Annotated in this window: 14 protein-coding genes; 10 read left to right on the top strand and 4 right to left on the bottom strand. The window is 52.9% G+C overall.

Annotated elements, in window-relative coordinates; all coding sequences use genetic code 11:
* Position 1 precedes the first annotated feature (1 nt).
* Entirely contained in the window at positions 2 to 1,726 is a 1,725-nt protein-coding gene (gene ilvI / locus CDA56_RS05680) for an acetolactate synthase 3 large subunit (protein ID WP_025106489.1), read from the bottom strand.
* A gap of 391 nt (positions 1,727 to 2,117) precedes the next feature.
* Positions 2,118 to 3,086: a transcriptional regulator LeuO gene (leuO, locus tag CDA56_RS05675; RefSeq protein ID WP_086073947.1), complete on the bottom strand. Its 969-nt coding sequence runs from the start codon at positions 3,084 to 3,086 to the stop codon at positions 2,118 to 2,120.
* Positions 3,087 to 3,689: 603 nt separating this feature from the next.
* Here leuO and leuL point away from each other — a divergent pair.
* The 9 genes from leuL to aroD all read left to right on the top strand — a co-directional run bounded on the left by leuL (position 3,690) and on the right by aroD (position 13,879).
* Positions 3,690 to 3,776 (top strand): leu operon leader peptide, encoded by an 87-nt coding sequence (leuL, locus tag CDA56_RS31655; RefSeq protein ID WP_009654551.1) that lies wholly within the window; start codon positions 3,690 to 3,692, stop codon positions 3,774 to 3,776.
* Between the two features lie 95 nt (positions 3,777 to 3,871).
* A complete protein-coding gene (leuA, locus tag CDA56_RS05665) occupies positions 3,872 to 5,443 on the top strand; it encodes a 2-isopropylmalate synthase (RefSeq protein ID WP_004098567.1) in 1,572 nt (523 codons plus the stop codon).
* Positions 5,443 to 6,534: a 3-isopropylmalate dehydrogenase gene (leuB, locus tag CDA56_RS05660; protein WP_025106488.1), complete on the top strand. Its 1,092-nt coding sequence runs from the start codon at positions 5,443 to 5,445 to the stop codon at positions 6,532 to 6,534. Before leuA ends, leuB begins: the two co-directional genes overlap by 1 nt.
* 2 nt (positions 6,535 to 6,536) lie before the next feature.
* Positions 6,537 to 7,937, top strand: coding sequence for a 3-isopropylmalate dehydratase large subunit (gene leuC, locus CDA56_RS05655; protein ID WP_046877804.1), 1,401 nt, complete (start codon positions 6,537 to 6,539; stop codon positions 7,935 to 7,937).
* 10 nt (positions 7,938 to 7,947) lie between these two features.
* Positions 7,948 to 8,553, top strand: a complete 606-nt coding sequence (gene leuD, locus CDA56_RS05650; RefSeq protein ID WP_014227913.1) for a 3-isopropylmalate dehydratase small subunit — start codon at positions 7,948 to 7,950, stop codon at positions 8,551 to 8,553.
* A 403-nt stretch (positions 8,554 to 8,956) separates the two neighbouring features.
* Positions 8,957 to 10,990: an oxidoreductase gene (locus CDA56_RS05645; protein WP_102803125.1), complete on the top strand. Its 2,034-nt coding sequence runs from the start codon at positions 8,957 to 8,959 to the stop codon at positions 10,988 to 10,990.
* 10 nt (positions 10,991 to 11,000) lie between these two features.
* Positions 11,001 to 11,864, top strand: a complete 864-nt coding sequence (locus tag CDA56_RS05640; protein ID WP_004108154.1) for a shikimate dehydrogenase — start codon at positions 11,001 to 11,003, stop codon at positions 11,862 to 11,864.
* An 11-nt stretch (positions 11,865 to 11,875) separates the two neighbouring features.
* Positions 11,876 to 13,090 carry an MFS transporter gene (locus tag CDA56_RS05635; RefSeq protein ID WP_064380143.1) on the top strand — a complete coding sequence of 405 codons (1,215 nt, stop codon included), beginning with the start codon at positions 11,876 to 11,878 and terminating at the stop codon, positions 13,088 to 13,090.
* 33 nt (positions 13,091 to 13,123) lie between these two features.
* Entirely contained in the window at positions 13,124 to 13,879 is a 756-nt protein-coding gene (gene aroD, locus CDA56_RS05630) for a type I 3-dehydroquinate dehydratase (RefSeq protein ID WP_014837399.1), read from the top strand.
* A 38-nt stretch (positions 13,880 to 13,917) separates the two neighbouring features.
* Here the strand turns inward: aroD and CDA56_RS05625 are convergent, their stop codons facing one another.
* Positions 13,918 to 14,814, bottom strand: a complete 897-nt coding sequence (locus tag CDA56_RS05625; RefSeq protein WP_014227908.1) for a LysR family transcriptional regulator — start codon at positions 14,812 to 14,814, stop codon at positions 13,918 to 13,920.
* Positions 14,815 to 15,044: 230 nt separating this feature from the next.
* Here CDA56_RS05625 and CDA56_RS05620 point away from each other — a divergent pair, with 230 nt between their 5' ends.
* Positions 15,045 to 16,355 carry an MFS transporter gene (locus CDA56_RS05620; RefSeq protein ID WP_025106482.1) on the top strand — a complete coding sequence of 437 codons (1,311 nt, stop codon included), beginning with the start codon at positions 15,045 to 15,047 and terminating at the stop codon, positions 16,353 to 16,355.
* A 47-nt stretch (positions 16,356 to 16,402) separates the two neighbouring features.
* Here CDA56_RS05620 and CDA56_RS05615 read toward each other — a convergent pair whose 3' ends face one another.
* Positions 16,403 to 17,587 (bottom strand): sugar efflux transporter, encoded by a 1,185-nt coding sequence (locus CDA56_RS05615; RefSeq protein WP_009654594.1) that lies wholly within the window; start codon positions 17,585 to 17,587, stop codon positions 16,403 to 16,405.
* Positions 17,588 to 17,592 lie beyond the last annotated feature (5 nt).

Here is a 17,592-nt window from a genome sequence, read left to right as displayed (position 1 = left end):
ATCAGGTCCTCTCCGTTTTGCTCAGCCACATCTCGTCCATACCGCCGCCGCGAATCTGCATGGGGTATACATGCTCACTGCCGTCAACCGTTACATCAACGAAAACCAGTCGATTATTACGCACCTGCTCCAGCGCCTCAGCGAGCTTCGCTTCCAGCTCCTGCGGGTCGCTGATACGAATCCCCACGTGGCCGTAGGCTTCCGCGACGCGAGCAAAATCAGGCAATGACTCCATATAGGATTGTGAATGACGGCCAGAGTAAAGCATATCCTGCCACTGCTTCACCATCCCGAGGTAGCGGTTATTGAGGTTCAGCACCAGCACCGGCAGCTCGTACTGCAGCGCGGTGGAGAGCTCCTGAATATTCATCTGGATGCTGCCATCGCCGGTCACGCAAATCACCGTTTCTTCCGGCAGCGCCATCTTCACGCCCAGCGCGGCGGGAAGGCCAAATCCCATCGTTCCCAGACCACCTGAGTTGATCCAGCGCCGCGGTTTGTCGAAAGGATAATAAAGCGCCGCGAACATCTGATGCTGACCCACATCGGACGTCACGTACGCATCGCCGTGCGTCAGCCGCCAGATGGTCTCAATTACCGCCTGCGGTTTAATCTTGCCGCTTTGCGTGTCGTACTGCAGGCAATGACGCGCGCGCCACTGCTCAATCTGCTGCCACCAGTCGCGGATTTCATCCAGCGGCTGCTGAGTCTCTTCATGGTCGAGCAGTTCCAGCATCTGTTCCAGTACCAGGCGGGCGTCGCCAACGATAGGCACGTCGGCAGGAACGGTCTTGGATATCGAAGTGGGATCGATATCAATATGCAGCACCGTCGCGTTCGGACAGTACCTGGCCAGATTATTCGTTGTACGATCGTCGAAGCGCACGCCAACGGCGAAAATCACGTCGGAATGGTGCATGGTCATATTGGCTTCATAGGTCCCATGCATGCCCAGCATCCCTAACGCCTGCTGGTGCGAGGCAGGGAAGGCGCCCAGCCCCATCAGCGAAGACGCCACCGGCAGCTTCAGTTTCTCAACCAGCGCAAATAGCTGCGGTTCACACTGCGCGTTTATTGCCCCGCCACCGACGTAAACCACCGGTTTTTTGGCCGCCACCAGCGTCTGCAGCGCACGTTTAATCTGCCCTTTATGACCCGACGTCGTCGGATTATAAGAGCGCATGCTGACCGTATCTGGCCAGGCGTACGGCAGTTTTTTCGCCGGATTGAGAATATCTTTCGGTAGATCCACGACGACCGGGCCGGGACGCCCGCTGGCCGCCAGCCAGAACGCTTTTTTCAGCACGCCGGGAATATCTTCGGTTTGCTTAACCAGAAAGCTGTGTTTTACCACCGGTCGGGAGATCCCCACCATGTCGCACTCCTGGAAAGCATCGTAGCCAATTAAGGACGTCGCGACCTGACCGGAAAGAATCACCAGCGGAATGGAATCCATATAAGCCGTCGCAATGCCGGTAATCGCGTTAGTCGCCCCCGGACCCGAGGTCACCAGGACTACCCCGACCTCGCCCGTTGCGCGCGCAAGGCCATCCGCCATATGCACGGCAGCTTGCTCATGGCGGACCAGTACGTGATCGATTCCGCCAAGGGTATGTAACGCATCATAGATATCGAGGACCGCGCCCCCGGGATAACCGAACACCTGCTTGACGCCCTGATCGACCAGCGACTGGACGACCATTTCGGCTCCTGACAACATCTCCATGGTTTGCCTCCCGGCTTATAGTTTTTAACGACAGCGGAATCCGATTTCCGCGCGCTCGCACAAGACGAAGCGCAAAAGCTTCGTCCTGAGGTGAATAGACTGCATGCCGTTACCATAACTGCTCGCTAACGGGCAGGCAATTGGCGACCGTCGGCACCTAAGAGGCATTAAAAGGATAAAAGAAAGGTTCGCAGCTAAAACACGGTGAAAAACTTCGGAGATAAGAAAATATGATAGTCAATGCTCGGGGAAAATAACCAACTACAGCAAATCATCCATTTTTTAACGGGCAGCGCCGGGGGCGGACAAGCGCAAACAGAATAAAATTCTACGTTTAGTAATTTTTGTCACACAAAGCAGGAGCCGAAGCCCCCGTTTGTATCGCGACCGTTTAGCGCTGGCAGATATTGACCAGCAATTCTTCCATCCACTGATGCCCTTTATCACGGCCCGCCGCTTCATGCCATGAAAGATAGCAGGTACGGCTATTCACTTTCAGCGGCAACGGTAATATTTGCAAATCCAGCTTATCGGCAAACTCGCTGGCTAACCAGCGCGGTGCGATAGCAACCATATTGGTCTGGGAAACCACATTTAATACGCTGACCATCGCGTTACCTTGATAAGCAATACGCGATTGTTTATCCGCGGTGTCATACCACGGCTGGCTAAATGAAGCGTAGCGATCGAGAGCGACAACCGCGTGCTCCTCCTGATAAATATCATTTTCCATCATTGGGCCAGAAATACGCGGATGTTTCCGGCTCGCCACCAGCACCATTTCATCTTTAAATAAAGGCACGCAGGCAAACTCAGGGCGACGAAACTCTTCATAACCAATAACGAATTCAATTTCCTGATAACGTAATTGATGTTCCGTGTTTTGATTCAATGCCGATTTAAAGACCAAATGAATGTTGGGCGCAATCTCGCCAACTTTATTGAAAATAACCGAAGTCAATGCATTATCCAGCGGGCTGCAAACGCATAAATTAAAGACCCGCTCGCTGCTGAGCGGCTCGAAGCCCGAGCCCGGCAACTCGTTCTGCACTAATTGTAATGCCTGTCGTACAGAACCAAATAGCTGATAAGCACGCGCCGTTGGCTGGATGCCGCGCCCATAACGAACAAACAGCTCATCATTAAACATCACTTTCAGTCTTGATACGGCATTGCTGACCGCCGGCTGCGACATCCCCAGGGAATGTGCCGCACGGGTGATATTTTGTTCCTGCATTACCGCATCAAATACGGTTAACAGATTCAGGTCGACCATTCTCAGCTGAGGTTTTGCGTTTTCCACCTCTGAGTCCGGCTTATATTCAGTATTTTCTTTTAACATATTTAACTCCACTGTCACGCTAAATTCCCTTTGCCAAAGTGCAGTAATTAATTCTGAAAATATCATTTACCATGCATATGACATTTACAAAAGGGCAAAGATGAATTTTAGGAATATATTAAGGTTATGAGTGGCGACGAAAATTCTGCGGTTGAACGTACTCGCAACCCCCTAACCATATTGTTTACTTGATAAAACCAAGTGTACCCATAAATATCAAAAATAAACAATAACAGCAGCGGTTAACTATAATTTAAGCACTATTACAATATCGGTTTAAGCTGCCCTTAACATTCACATTTTATTATCATTGATAATTCCCCCTTACAAACATGGACACATTCAGCAAACAAATAAATTCAGCTATTTCATTAAGATATGATTCTGGCCAGGCGCGCTATCCTTGCGGCTCTCAACGAAAATCAAAATTATCAAATAGTGAAAATATCTCAACATGCGCTGATGTCCTAAAAAGGATCATCGGCAAAAAAGCGCGATCGTCAGCACAATTAGCTAATTCTTCTCGCGGGTAAAAAGACCTTTTCTTCACCCAAGGGTTGACATCAAACCCCATATCCAGTAACTCTAAATGCATAACGATTTCATCTGGAGCATGACGCAATGATTCGCAGCATTCGCTTTCTCAGCCTACTACTACTAAACGCATCCATTTTGCGCGGTAGGCTGTTGGGCGACGTTCATCGTTAAGTCATCTTCCAGCAAGACTATAAAACCCGCGCCAATGCGCGGGTTTTTTTATGCTCGTAAGCAAGGCGCCAGGACACAGACCAAGGATCTAAACCATGAGCCAGCAAGTCATTATTTTCGATACGACCTTACGCGACGGTGAACAAGCGTTACAAGCCAGCCTGAGTGTGAAAGAGAAACTGCAGATTGCTATGGCCCTGGAGCGGATGGGCGTTGACGTCATGGAAGTGGGCTTCCCAGTCTCGTCTCCAGGCGACTTTGAATCCGTGCAAACCATCGCGCGCACGATCAAAAACAGCCGCGTTTGCGCCCTGGCCCGCTGCGTAGAAAAAGATATCGATGTTGCAGCAGAATCATTAAAAGTGGCGGAAGCGTTCCGTATTCACACTTTTATCGCCACCTCGCCGATGCATATCGCCACCAAGCTGCGCAGTAACCTGGATGAGGTTATTGAACGTGCCATCTATATGGTGAAGCGCGCACGCAACTACACTGACGATGTCGAGTTTTCCTGTGAAGACGCTGGCCGTACGCCGATTGCCGATCTGGCTCGCGTCGTTGAAGCCGCGATTAATGCAGGCGCAACGACCATCAATATTCCGGATACCGTCGGCTACACCATGCCGTTCGAATTCGCCAACATCATCACCGGTTTGTACGAACGCGTGCCTAACATCGACAAGGCCATTATCTCCGTCCATACCCATGACGACTTAGGCATCGCGGTCGGTAACGCCCTCGCAGCGGTCCACGCCGGCGCTCGCCAGGTTGAAGGCGCGATGAACGGTATCGGCGAACGCGCCGGCAACTGCTCGCTGGAAGAAGTGATCATGGCGATTAAAGTGCGCAAAGACATTATGAATGTGCACACCCGCATTAATCACCAGGAAATCTGGCGTACCAGCCAGACCGTCAGCCAGATTTGCAATATGCCGATCCCTGCCAACAAAGCTATCGTCGGAACCGGCGCCTTTGCCCACTCTTCCGGTATTCACCAGGACGGCGTGCTGAAGAATCGCGAAAACTACGAAATCATGACGCCGGAATCTATCGGCCTGAACCAGGTGCAGCTGAACCTGACCTCACGCTCCGGCCGCGCGGCGGTGAAACACCGTATGGAAGAGATGGGCTATAAAGACACCGACTACAACATGGACCATCTGTATGACGCGTTCCTCAAGCTGGCGGATAAAAAGGGCCAGGTATTTGACTATGACCTGGAAGCGTTAGCCTTCATTAATAAACAGCAGGAAGAACCGGAGCATTTCCGCCTGGATTACTTCAGCGTGCAGTCCGGCTCCAGCGATATCGCAACCGCCTCCGTGAAGCTGGCATGCGGTGATGAAACAAAAGCTGAGGCCGCCAACGGTAACGGCCCGGTGGACGCCATTTATCAGGCCATTAACCGCATCACCGGCTATGAGATTGAGCTGGTCAAATATGACCTCAACGCCAAGGGTCAGGGTAAGGATGCGCTGGGCCAGGTGGACATCGTGGCGAACTACAACGGCCGCCGCTTCCACGGCGTGGGTCTGGCGACGGATATCGTGGAATCTTCCGCGAAAGCCATGGTTCACGTCCTGAACAATATCTGGCGCGCCGCTGAAGTCGAAAAAGAATTGCAACGCAAAGCTCAGAATAAAGAGAACAATAAGGAAACCGTGTAATGTCGAAGAATTACCATATTGCTGTTTTACCAGGTGATGGTATTGGCCCGGAAGTCATGAACCAGGCGATGAAAGTACTGGAAGCCGTTCGCCACCGTTTTGATATGCGCATTACCACCAGCCAGCACGACGTCGGCGGTGTCGCCATCGATCGTCAGGGCACTCCCCTGCCGCAGACTACCGTCGAAGGCTGCGAACAGGCCGACGCGATCCTGTTTGGCTCCGTTGGCGGACCGAAATGGGAGCACCTGCCGCCCGCGGAGCAGCCGGAGCGCGGCGCGCTGCTGCCCCTGCGTAAGCATTTCAAATTATTCAGCAACCTGCGCCCGGCTAAGCTGTACCAGGGCCTGGAAGAGTTTTGCCCGCTGCGCGCCGATATCGCCGCTAACGGCTTCGACATTTTATGCGTCCGCGAACTGACCGGCGGCATTTACTTCGGCCAGCCGAAAGGCCGTGAAGGCAGCGGCCAGCATGAGAAAGCGTTCGATACCGAGGTGTATCATCGCTTTGAGATTGAGCGTATCGCCCATATTGCGTTCGAGTCCGCCCGCAAGCGTCGCCACAAAGTGACCTCGATTGATAAAGCGAACGTGCTGCAGTCTTCTATTTTGTGGCGTGAAATCGTTAGTGAAGTCAGTAAGCAGTATCCTGACGTTGAGCTGTCGCATATGTATATCGACAACGCCACCATGCAACTGATCAAAGATCCGTCCCAGTTTGACGTCCTGCTGTGCTCCAATCTTTTCGGCGACATCCTGTCTGACGAATGCGCCATGATTACCGGTTCAATGGGCATGCTGCCGTCCGCCAGCCTCAACGAGCAAGGCTTTGGTTTATATGAACCCGCAGGCGGCTCCGCGCCGGATATCGCCGGTAAAAACATCGCTAACCCCATCGCGCAGATCCTCTCCCTGGCGCTGCTGCTGCGCTATAGCCTGGATGCCGATAACGCGGCAACCGCGATTGAAAATGCGATCAACCGCGCATTAGAAGAAGGCGTACGCACCGGCGATTTAGCGCGCGGCGCGACGGCGGTCAGTACCGATGAAATGGGCGATATCATTGCCCGCTATGTCGCTGAAGGGGTGTAATCATGGCGAAGACGTTATACGAAAAGTTGTTTGATGCTCACGTGGTTTATGAAGCGCAAAACGAAACCCCGCTGCTGTACATTGACCGTCATCTGGTTCACGAAGTGACCTCGCCGCAGGCGTTTGACGGTCTGCGCGCCCACAAACGCCCGGTACGTCAGCCGGGCAAAACCTTCGCCACGATGGATCACAACGTTTCAACGCAGACGAAAGACATTAACGCGTCCGGCGAAATGGCGCGTATCCAGATGCAGGAGTTAATTAAAAACTGCAAAGAGTTCGGCGTGGAACTGTACGATCTGAACCACCCTTTCCAGGGCATCGTCCACGTGATGGGGCCGGAACAGGGCGTCACCCTGCCGGGTATGACCATCGTCTGCGGCGACTCACACACGGCAACCCATGGTGCATTCGGCGCGCTGGCCTTCGGTATCGGCACCTCTGAAGTCGAGCACGTCCTGGCTACGCAAACGCTGAAGCAGGGCCGCGCTAAAACCATGAAGATCGAAGTCAAAGGTAAAGCGGCTCCGGGCATCACCGCCAAAGACATCGTTCTGGCGATCATCGGTAAAACCGGCAGCGCCGGCGGTACCGGGCACGTTGTTGAATTTTGCGGCGAAGCCATTCGCGATTTAAGCATGGAAGGCCGCATGACCCTGTGCAATATGGCTATCGAAATGGGCGCAAAAGCAGGCCTGGTGGCGCCTGACCAGACCACATTTGATTACGTGAAAGGCCGCCTGCACGCGCCGAAAGGCGAAGATTTTGCCGACGCCGTCGCTTACTGGAAAACCCTGACCACCGATGATGGCGCGACCTTTGACAGCGTTGTCACCCTGCAGGCGGAAGAGATTGCCCCGCAGGTCACCTGGGGCACCAACCCAGGCCAGGTCATCTCCGTCACCGATATCATCCCGGACCCGGCATCATTCACCGACCCGGTAGAGCGCGCGAGCGCGGAAAAAGCGCTGGCCTATATGGGCCTGAAATCTGGCGTACCGTTAACCGACGTGGCGATTGATAAAGTCTTTATCGGCTCCTGCACCAACTCGCGTATCGAAGACTTACGCGCGGCGGCCGAAATCGCTAAAGGCCGCAAAGTCGCGCCGGGCGTTCAGGCGCTGGTCGTGCCAGGCTCTGGTCCGGTAAAAGCGCAGGCCGAAGCCGAAGGCCTGGATAAAATCTTTATTGAAGCCGGTTTTGAGTGGCGTTTACCCGGCTGCTCCATGTGCCTGGCGATGAACAACGACCGCCTGAACCCGGGCGAGCGCTGCGCCTCCACCAGCAACCGTAACTTTGAAGGCCGTCAGGGCCGCGGCGGGCGTACTCACCTGGTCAGCCCGGCCATGGCAGCCGCGGCGGCCGTTACCGGTCATTTCGCCGATATCCGTAGCTTGAAATAAGGAAACCATCATGGCAGAGAAATTTACCCAACATACCGGCCTGGTGGTTCCGCTGGACGCCGCGAACGTCGATACCGATGCAATCATTCCAAAGCAGTTCCTGCAGAAAGTCACGCGTACCGGTTTTGGCGCCCATCTGTTTAACGACTGGCGCTTCCTGGACGACAAAGGCGAACAGCCTAACCCGGAATTCGTGCTGAACTTCCCGGAATATAAAGGCGCCTCTATCCTGCTGGCGCGGGAAAACTTCGGCTGCGGCTCTTCGCGCGAGCACGCGCCGTGGGCGCTGACCGATTACGGTTTTAAAGTCGTCATCGCGCCGAGCTTCGCCGATATCTTCTACGGCAACAGCTTTAACAATCAGCTGCTGCCGGTCACCCTGAGCGAAGCGCAGGTCGATGAGCTGTTTAAGCTGGTCCACTCTCAGCCGGGCATTAAGTTTGAAGTCGATCTGGAAGCCGAAGTGGTTAAAGCAGGCGATAAATCTTACAGCTTTAAAATTGACGCTTTCCGCCGCCACTGCATGCTGAACGGTCTGGACAGCATCGGCCTGACTTTGCAGCATGAAGAGGCGATCTCAGCCTATGAGAAAAAACAGCCGGCCTTTATGAATTAAGGCAGCCGCCATGTATATCTCAGCCCGGACCGCGATCCGGGCTTTTTTTTCGCCGGTAAAAATGAGATCTGGCGCACATATATCAATATTCGTCGCTATAACGGGGCGACATTTTCGCCGCGATAAAAATAAATCATTATCAATTGGGCATCTATTCAATCATTCCCCTACTCTTTTTGTGTCATTCCACAAGTACAAGTAAAAAATCGATTGAAATATTTAAGGTAAAAACACTAATGTGTAAATAAATTGTTAATCCCATAGAATCACGCTATAGCTCCGCGCAAAAAAAAGCATTATTTTTCTATTAAACGCCTCGTTATCTTTCCCCACAGAGAAATATTAACTTTGGACAGGCCAGAATCGCCGTAAAAGGCTATCAGGCATCCAGTGGAGAGAGCATATGAGCCACTATCCCCATCTTTTTTCCCCGTTGACCATTAACGGAATGACAATAAAAAACCGCATCATCATGCCGCCAATGGGCACTAACCTGGCGAGCCTGAACGGGGAAGTCACGCAGGAGCAGATTGACTACTATGAGCTACGCGCGCGGGGCGGCACAGGACTCATCACTATCGAGAATATTTGCATCGATTTTCCTTTCGCCTCTAACGGCACTACGCAGCTGCGTATCGATAACGATCAATATATTCCGCGCCTGTTCAAATTAACCGAAACCTTACATAAACACGGTGCCTGCGTCAGTATTCAATTAAACCACGCCGGCGCGTCGGCCTATGCGTATCGCCTGAACGGCGAAATGCCGCTGTCTTCTTCCAGCACGCCGTCCAAAAAGAACGGGAATATCCCCCGCCCGATGACGCACGATGAGATATATCATGCCGTCGATAAATTTGGTGACGCGGCGGAGCGCGTTCGCCGCGCTGGATTCGACTGCGTGGAAATTCACGCCGGCCACTCTTATTTAATTAGCCAGTTTTTATCACCGCTGTTTAATAAGCGCACCGATGAATTTGGCGGCAGCGTAGAGAATCGCGCCAGAATATTAACCCTAATCGTCGATAAGGTACGGGCCTGCGTAGGCCCGCGTTTTCCGGTCAGCCTGCGTATTAGCGCCGATGACTTTCTGAAAGGTGGAAATACGCTCGAAGACTCCTTGCGGATCCTCGAACTGTGCCAGGAAAAAGTGGATATTATCAACGTCTCCGCCGCGCAAAACGACAACCTCAATTTCCAGATTGACCAGATGTCTCTGGAAGATGGCTGGAAGCGCTATCTCTCTCGCGCGGTACGCGACAAATTCCACAAGCCCACGGTGATTGCCGGCAACATCCGTACCCCGAAAGTCGCCGAAGATATTATCGCCAGCGGCGATGCCGACCTGATTGCCATTGGCCGCGGCCTGATCGCCGAGCCGGAGTGGGTGCAAAAAGTTCAAAGCGGCAACGAACGTTTGATGCGGAAATGCATCTCCTGCAACATTGGCTGCGCGGATCACCGCATCGCCCGCTCCCGCCCTCTTCGCTGCTCGATCAACCCGGATATCATCCACGGCGACGCGTATAAGCAGCAGCGCGTGATCCGCGATACCAACGTCGTGGTCATCGGCGCGGGTACGGCGGGAATGGAAGCGGCCTGCACCGCGGCTGAAGTCGGCTGCCATACCTGGCTGCTGGAAGAGAAGCACAGCATCGGCGGACTGGCCAGCGAGATCTCCCTGCTGCCGGAGAAAAAGCGTATCGCTGATTTTCCGCAGTTTATGAAAAACCGTATCGCCTCGCTCGATAACCTGATGCTGCAGGTCGGCAGACGCGCCACCGTGGCGTCCGTTTCCGCTCTTCGCCCGGATTTAATCGTCAACGCCACCGGTTCAGTGCCCCTGCTGCCGCCCATTGAAGGACTGCGCGAGAACATCGATGTCGAAGGCGGGAACGTCTTCTCCATTACCAACATGATTCATCATCTGGACCAGTTTGCCGATGCTACAGGTAAACGCATCGCCGTCGTCGGCGCAGGCGCCGTGGGTCTGGACGTCATCGAGTACTTCTCCGCGCGCGGTGCCAGCGCCGTGCTTATCGAGATGCAGGACGCGCCGGGTCGCGATCTGGACATCATTACCAAAAACGCCATGTTGACCATGCTGGATGAACATCACGTGGAACAGCACATGCGCACGCAGCTGGTTGCCGTCACCCCGAAGCATTTCACCGTTAAAAATGCGGATGGCACCTTCGACATTCCTTTCGATTACGGCTTCGTCTGCCTGGGAATGTGCGCCAACACCGCCGGTCTCACTGAGATTGAACAATGGGCCAGAGCCAATAACGTAAAAATAATGAACATCGGCGACAGCCTGATGGCCCGGCGAATCATTGATGGCGTGCGCGAAGGGCGCAACGTGCTGGACACCCTCGAAGATATGGGGGCTCTCGGCAACCGCGAATCGACAAAAATTCCATTTCTAACATATTGAGGATTTTATCATGGCAGAACGTATTACCGGACATACCGAGCTGATTGGCCTGATTGCGACTCCGATTCGCCACAGCATGTCGCCAACCATGCATAACGAAGCTTTTGCTCATCTGGGGCTGGACTATGTTTACCTGGCGTTCGAAGTCGGTAACGAAGAGCTGAAAGACGTGGTACAGGGCTTTCGCGCGTTAAAACTGCGCGGCTGTAACGTCTCCATGCCGAACAAAACGGAGATTTGCCAGTATCTGGACAAGCTCTCGCCGGCGGCAGAACTGGTTGGCGCGGTGAATACCGTGGTGAACGACAATGGCGTACTGACCGGCCACATTACCGATGGCACCGGCTATATGCGCGCGCTCAAAGAAGAGGGCATTGATATCATCGGCAAAAAAATGACCGTTCTGGGCGCAGGCGGCGCGGCAACCGCGCTCTGCGTTCAGGCCGCGCTCGATGGCGTCAAAGCGATCTCCATCTTTAACCGCAAAGATAAGTTCTTCGCCAATGCAGAACAGACCGTCGCCAAAATCCGTAACAACACCAACTGCGAGATCCACCTGTTCGATCTGGACGATCATGACAAACTGCGCGCGGAAATCGACAGCAGCGTCATTCTGACCAACGCCACCGGCGTGGGTATGAAACCGTTTGAAGGCCAGATGCTGCTGCCTGATGACAGCTTCCTGCGCCCGGATCTGATCGTTTCTGACGTGGTCTATAACCCGCGCAAAACTTATCTGCTGGAAGTGGCCGAGAAAAAAGGCTGCCGCACCATCAACGGTCTGGGGATGATGCTCTGGCAAGGCGCGCGCGCTTTTGAAATCTGGACGGGCAAAGAAATGCCGGTTGAACACGTCAAAAATATCCTGTTCTAAGGATGGGCGCGATGAAAAATCCATATGTCCCAACGGCGGCTGGGCTCTATCTTAACTACCTGATCCACGGCATGGGGGTTTTGTTAATCACCCTCAATATGGCGAATCTGCAGGAACAGTGGGGAACCGACGCTGCCGGCGTCTCCATCGTCATTTCGTCGCTCGGGATCGGTAAGCTCGCCACGATCGTCACAGGATTCCTGTCCGACCGTTTTGGCCGTAAACCTTTTATCTATCTCGGCATCGCCAGCTATCTGGTGTTTTTCCTCGGTATTTTACTGACGAAAAACATTTATATGGCCTACTTCTTCGGCATTATGGCCGGTCTGGCAAACAGCTTCCTCGATTCCGGAACCTATCCGGCGTTGATGGAGTCTTTCCCTAACTCCGCCAGCCGGGCAAATGTGCTGATCAAAGCCTTTGTCTCTGCCGGGCAGTTCCTGCTGCCGTTCATTATCGGTGCGCTGATTTGGGCGAATATGTGGTACGGATGGTCGTTTATCATCGCCGCTGTATTGATGATTATTAGCGCTATCTACCTGATAAAAATGCCTTTCCCGGACCATCGGGCGAAAAAGGAAACCGCAGAAAAATCGTCGGCCGCCGCCGTAGCCCCGCAGGCGAACGCCGGCAAGCTGGATATGGCCATCTTTACCCTGTACGGCTATATCGGTATGGCGACTTTTTATCTGGTCAGCCAGTGGTTAGCGCAGTACGGCGAGTTCGTTGCCGGCATCCCGCACGAGTCGGCCATTAAACTCCTGAGCGTCTATACTGCCGGTTCCCTGACGTGCGTGTTCGTCACCGCGGCCTTTGTCAAAGAGGTATTTAGCTCGGCCGTCGCCATGATCGTTTACACTTTCCTGTCGATGATGTCACTGCTGATCGTTTGCCTGTTCCCTACGCCAATGATAGTGACCGGCTTCGCCTTTATCATCGGCTTTGCCGCCGCCGGCGGCGTGCTGCAGATAGGCGCGACCATTATGGCCATGAGCTTCCCGAACGGAAAAGGCAAAGCCACCGGGATCTTTTATACCGCAGGAAGTCTGGCCAGCTTTACGATCCCGCTGATCACGGCAAAACTGTCGAAGATGGGTATCGCCAGCATTATGTGGTTCGATCTTCTGATCGCGATCGTCGGCTTTGTGATCGCCCTGTACATCGGTTATCGTCAGCTTCAGGTTCGCGCCGCTGCAAAAACATCCCGGGTTGCAGCAACCGCCTGATGGTCAATGACAAAAAGAATAATGGATACCAACATGACTCAAGCAGTAACAGTAAAAAACATCACCTTCCAGGAAGGGGAAACCTTAATCTGCGTACCGCTGATCGGCAAAACGCTCGCCGAGCTGCAGACTAACGCGCGCGCGCTGGCTACCGCCGGAGCCGATATTATCGAGTGGCGCGTCGATCACTTCACCCAGGTCAGAGAAACGGAGCAGGTACTACTGGCGCTGGGCGAGATTCGCCAGCTGCTGAAAGAGATCCCGCTGCTGTTCACCTTCCGCAGTAAAAAAGAGGGTGGCGAAACGGAAATCAGCGACGAAGCCTATTTTGAGCTGAATCGCCAGGCGGCCGTTAGCGGTCTGACCGACGTGATTGATATCGAGCTGTTCAACGACGAAGCGCAAATTCGCTCGCTGGTGAGCGATGCCCACGCTGCGGGCGTCAAAGTTATCATGAGCAATCATGATTTCCATAAAACGCCGGCTCAGGAAGATATCATCTACCGCCTGCGCCGCATGCAGGATCTTGGCGCTGACCTGCCGAAGATCGCGGTTATGCCGCAGTCGCCGCAGGATGTCCTGACCCTGCTCTCGGCAACCCTGACGATGAAAGAGAAGTACGCGACTCGGCCGTTAATCACCATGTCGATGGGTAAATCCGGCGGCGTGAGCCGGGTAACCGGCCGTTTGTTCGGTTCAGCAATGACCTTCGGTACCGTCGGCCAGGCTTCTGCGCCAGGGCAAATCGCCATTACCCAACTGCGTGAACTGATGGATATTCTTTCCTGATAAAACTTCGCCCGGGGGTCACCCTCCGGGCGATGTTGCTAGCGGATTTTTTGGCTGTCATTAATAATGACATCTTTAAATGACTGAATCGCCGGAGAAAGTACCCGCTCTTTCATCGTTGCCAGATAGATATAACGCGGAGGAATCGCATTTTTAATCGTCAGGATATGCACGTTGTAATACGAGAGCGCGGAAATTCGCGGCATAATCGCAATACCATAATCAATACTGACCAGCCCCGCCATCGCCGTATCCTCATCAACGTAGCAGGCAATATCCGGCACCAGCTTTTGCTGCATAAATACGTTATCAATAAAGGGGCGTAACCCGCTATTTTCCGAAAAATAGATATAGGGATAGTGGATAGTCTCCACCAGGTCGACTTCATTTTCATAGAGCCTGGCCAGAGGGTGATCTTTTGCCGTCACCACGACCAGCTCCTGCTGAATAATAGGAATAAAGTCGATATCAGGCTCATCCGCAATATAGGAACAAATCGCCAGATCGCTTTTCCCGGCCTTCAGTTCCTGCAGAAGCGTTAACGACGTTCCCTGAGTAAAAGAAAATGTCACATTGTGACGAGATGGTGAAAGGGAATATTTATTAATTAACTGCGGAACAACATATTCGCCCATGGTATAAATAAACGCAATGCGAATATTCTCCTTGTTCTCGTCGCTATTTTTTTGCAACGTCATGCGGCCATTCTCTAATGAGGCCAGGGCATCTTCGACGTAGGGCAGAAAGCGCTTACCATTCTGCGTAATTTTGACATTACGCCCTTTCCTGGCAAATAGCGCCACGCCAAGCTCTTTCTCTAGCTCAGATATGGCGTGGCTTAGCGAGGGTTGGGTGATAAAAAGACTGGAGGCGGCTTCAGTGTAGTGCTCGGTTTCTGCCAGCCGCTTAAAATAATAAAGTTGCTTTAGGTTCATTATTTTTGCTCGTATAATATAAGAATAAAACTCATGCCCCTAATATACCATACAGGCTATCGATGATGAGCCGAAAAGGAGAAATATCGGGGTCATATCAAATATTGTTATGCCATGTCACAGAAGCCGTAACAAAGCGTGACTTATCATCGATAGTGTCAACGTCAAATAGAATATTTTTGCCTGCATAAATTCATGCAAAAATATTTTAAACTTTAAAGGAAATCACTATGAGGACGATCGATGCTCAGGAACGGCCGATTTTGCCGTCGGCCACGCAAAAGCGAACTAAAACGCGAATTGTAATTTTAATGTTACTATCGATAGGGACGATGATAAATTATCTCGATCGGACTATTTTAGGTGTTGTTGCGCCCAAGTTAACGAGCGAAATAGATATTGACCCGGCCATGATGGGGATCGTTTTTTCCGCTTTCGCCTGGACCTACGCGCTGGCGCAAATTCCCGGAGGGATGTTTCTCGATCGCTTCGGCAATAAGCTGACCTACGCGCTTTCTATTTTTTTCTGGTCAACCTTTACCTTACTGCAAAGCTTTTCTGTCGGCCTAAAATCGCTGCTGCTGCTGCGTTTAGGCTTAGGCATCAGCGAAGCCCCCTGTTTCCCGGTTAATAGCCGTGTCGTCAGTAAATGGTTTCCGCAGCATGAACGCGCCCGGGCAACGGCGACTTACACCGTCGGTGAATATATTGGCCTGGCCGCATTCTCTCCGCTCCTTTTTTTAATTCTGGAGCATCATGGCTGGAGAACGCTATTTTTCCTGACCGGTGGGTTGGGTATTGCGTTTACTTTTGTATGGTGGAAGTTTTATCACGAGCCACATGAATCAAAAACGGCAAATAAAGAAGAGCTGGAGTATATCGGCGTAGAAAATACGACATCCGTCAATGAAAATATCCCTTTCAACTGGCATGATGCGAAACGTCTGCTGTGCTGCCGGCAAATCATCGGCGCCAGCCTTGGTCAATTTGCCGGTAACACCACGCTGGTTTTCTTCCTGACATGGTTCCCGACTTATCTGGCTAACGAACGTCACCTCCCCTGGCTTCACGTGGGTTTCTTCGCCTCCTGGCCGTTCCTGGCCGCGGCTATCGGTATCTTTTTCGGCGGTTGGGTATCCGATAAAATAATAAAGAAAACCAACTCAGTAAATATTAGCAGAAAGCTGCCAATTATTTCCGGACTGCTACTGTCGAGCTGCATCATCATTGCTAACTGGGTCGATAGCAACACCGCAGTCATTATTATTATGTCGATTGCATTTTTTGGCCAGGGTATGGTTGGCCTCGGCTGGACGCTTATTTCTGACATTGCCCCGAAGAATATGGGCGGATTGACCGGCGGCATCTTCAACTTCTGTGCTAATATGGCATCAATTATTACTCCATTAATTATTGGGGTTATCATATCCATGACCGGTAATTTTTTCTACGCGCTGATTTATATCGGTTTAACCGCGCTGGTTGGCGTTATCGCGTATGTTTTTATTATCGGCGATATTAAAAGGATCGTGTTGAAATAACCTGTCCAGCCCCTGTCCTGGCATCCTGCCGGGACAGGGGGAGCGATTCAGATATCTTTCACCCTGCTGGTCATAAACAGCGTCACCAGCGAAATTGCGGCAATCGTCCAGTAGACGCTGGCGTGACCATAGCTTTGCGACAGCGCGCCCTGAATCACCCCCGCCAGAATCACCCCGGTGGAAATACTGTTGGTAAACAGCGTCGTCGCGGCGCCCGCCCGTCCGGGCATCAGATCCTGAAACCACAGCATGCCAATCCCGGCAACAATCCCGATAAATACGGCATTAAACAGCTGTAGCACCAGCAGCGCCACGCGGTCGTGGAACAGAATCAGACCGATATAAAACAGCACGCCCGCCGCAACCGCTGTCACCATCATCTTGCGTTTGCCCCAGCGCTTAACGTAGTAGCCCGCCAGGATCATCGCCGGGATCTCCAGCCCGGCAGCGGTGCCCATCAAAATCCCCGCGAGGCTGTCCGGCAGGCCAAGATCGCTGCTGATCCACAGAGGCATATCAATGATATACATGGTATTGCAGGTCCACATCAGCGTGGAGGCGATGAACAGCATCCGCACGTTTTTATCGTGCCATCCTCCGGCCTGCACCAGCACGTCAGCGCCTTCCGAAGGCTGCTCAACGCGGGCGACCGAGGGCAGTTTGACGGCGATCAGCGCCAGGCTTATAACAAAGATCCCGGCGGCAATCGAAAACATGGTGGTGAAGCCATAATTCAGCGCCAGCATAAAAGCCAGCGGTGGACCAATAACCCACGCCAGCGAAAGCTGCGCACGCATTATCGAACTGAACATCACCACTTCGCGCGCCGAGCTATCGGCATATTCCCGCGCCAGGGCAAAAAGCTGCGGCATCGCGGCATTCGCCACCGAGGCCAGCATAACCCCGCAGGTAATCAGCGTCAGATAGTGGCGATTAAAAGCGAACAGCAGCGCGTTTCCCACCGCCATCAGGCAGCAAAACATAATCAGCCGCCGGCGATCGCCCCGGCTGTCGGAGCGTTTAGCCAGCGCCAGGCTGACCAGAATGCCGGCAATGGCGTTAACCGTATAGAACAGTCCTACCCAGAACGGCTGCGCGCCCACTTCGCGGCTGAGGAATAAGCTGAGCGTCGGCGCCTGCAGCGCGCCGGCGATCCCCATCATGAAAGCGACAAGCATAAAAGCGGCGTAAACGCCGTTTAGACGACGCCCCATCGTCATTAACCACAGCATGAAAT

This window comes from Klebsiella michiganensis (assembly GCF_002925905.1).
Lineage (GTDB): Bacteria > Pseudomonadota > Gammaproteobacteria > Enterobacterales > Enterobacteriaceae > Klebsiella > Klebsiella michiganensis.
This window is presented reverse-complemented; position numbering and strand designations above follow the sequence as displayed.

Bases quoted from the DNA above. Each gene is read 5' to 3' on its own strand.
- ilvI (WP_025106489.1), bottom strand. From the start codon at position 1,726: ATGGAGATGTTGTCAGGAGCCGAAATGGTCGTCCAGTCGCTGGTCGAT.
- leuL (WP_009654551.1), top strand. From the start codon at position 3,690: ATGATTCGCAGCATTCGCTTTCTCAGCCTACTACTACTAAACGCATCC.
- leuA (WP_004098567.1), top strand. From the start codon at position 3,872: ATGAGCCAGCAAGTCATTATTTTCGATACGACCTTACGCGACGGTGAA.
- leuB (WP_025106488.1), top strand. From the start codon at position 5,443: ATGTCGAAGAATTACCATATTGCTGTTTTACCAGGTGATGGTATTGGC.
- leuC (WP_046877804.1), top strand. From the start codon at position 6,537: ATGGCGAAGACGTTATACGAAAAGTTGTTTGATGCTCACGTGGTTTAT.
- leuD (WP_014227913.1), top strand. From the start codon at position 7,948: ATGGCAGAGAAATTTACCCAACATACCGGCCTGGTGGTTCCGCTGGAC.
- CDA56_RS05645 (WP_102803125.1), top strand. From the start codon at position 8,957: ATGAGCCACTATCCCCATCTTTTTTCCCCGTTGACCATTAACGGAATG.
- CDA56_RS05640 (WP_004108154.1), top strand. From the start codon at position 11,001: ATGGCAGAACGTATTACCGGACATACCGAGCTGATTGGCCTGATTGCG.
- CDA56_RS05635 (WP_064380143.1), top strand. From the start codon at position 11,876: ATGAAAAATCCATATGTCCCAACGGCGGCTGGGCTCTATCTTAACTAC.
- aroD (WP_014837399.1), top strand. From the start codon at position 13,124: ATGACTCAAGCAGTAACAGTAAAAAACATCACCTTCCAGGAAGGGGAA.
- CDA56_RS05625 (WP_014227908.1), bottom strand. From the start codon at position 14,814: ATGAACCTAAAGCAACTTTATTATTTTAAGCGGCTGGCAGAAACCGAG.
- CDA56_RS05620 (WP_025106482.1), top strand. From the start codon at position 15,045: ATGAGGACGATCGATGCTCAGGAACGGCCGATTTTGCCGTCGGCCACG.
- CDA56_RS05615 (WP_009654594.1), bottom strand. From the start codon at position 17,587: ATGCTGTGGTTAATGACGATGGGGCGTCGTCTAAACGGCGTTTACGCC.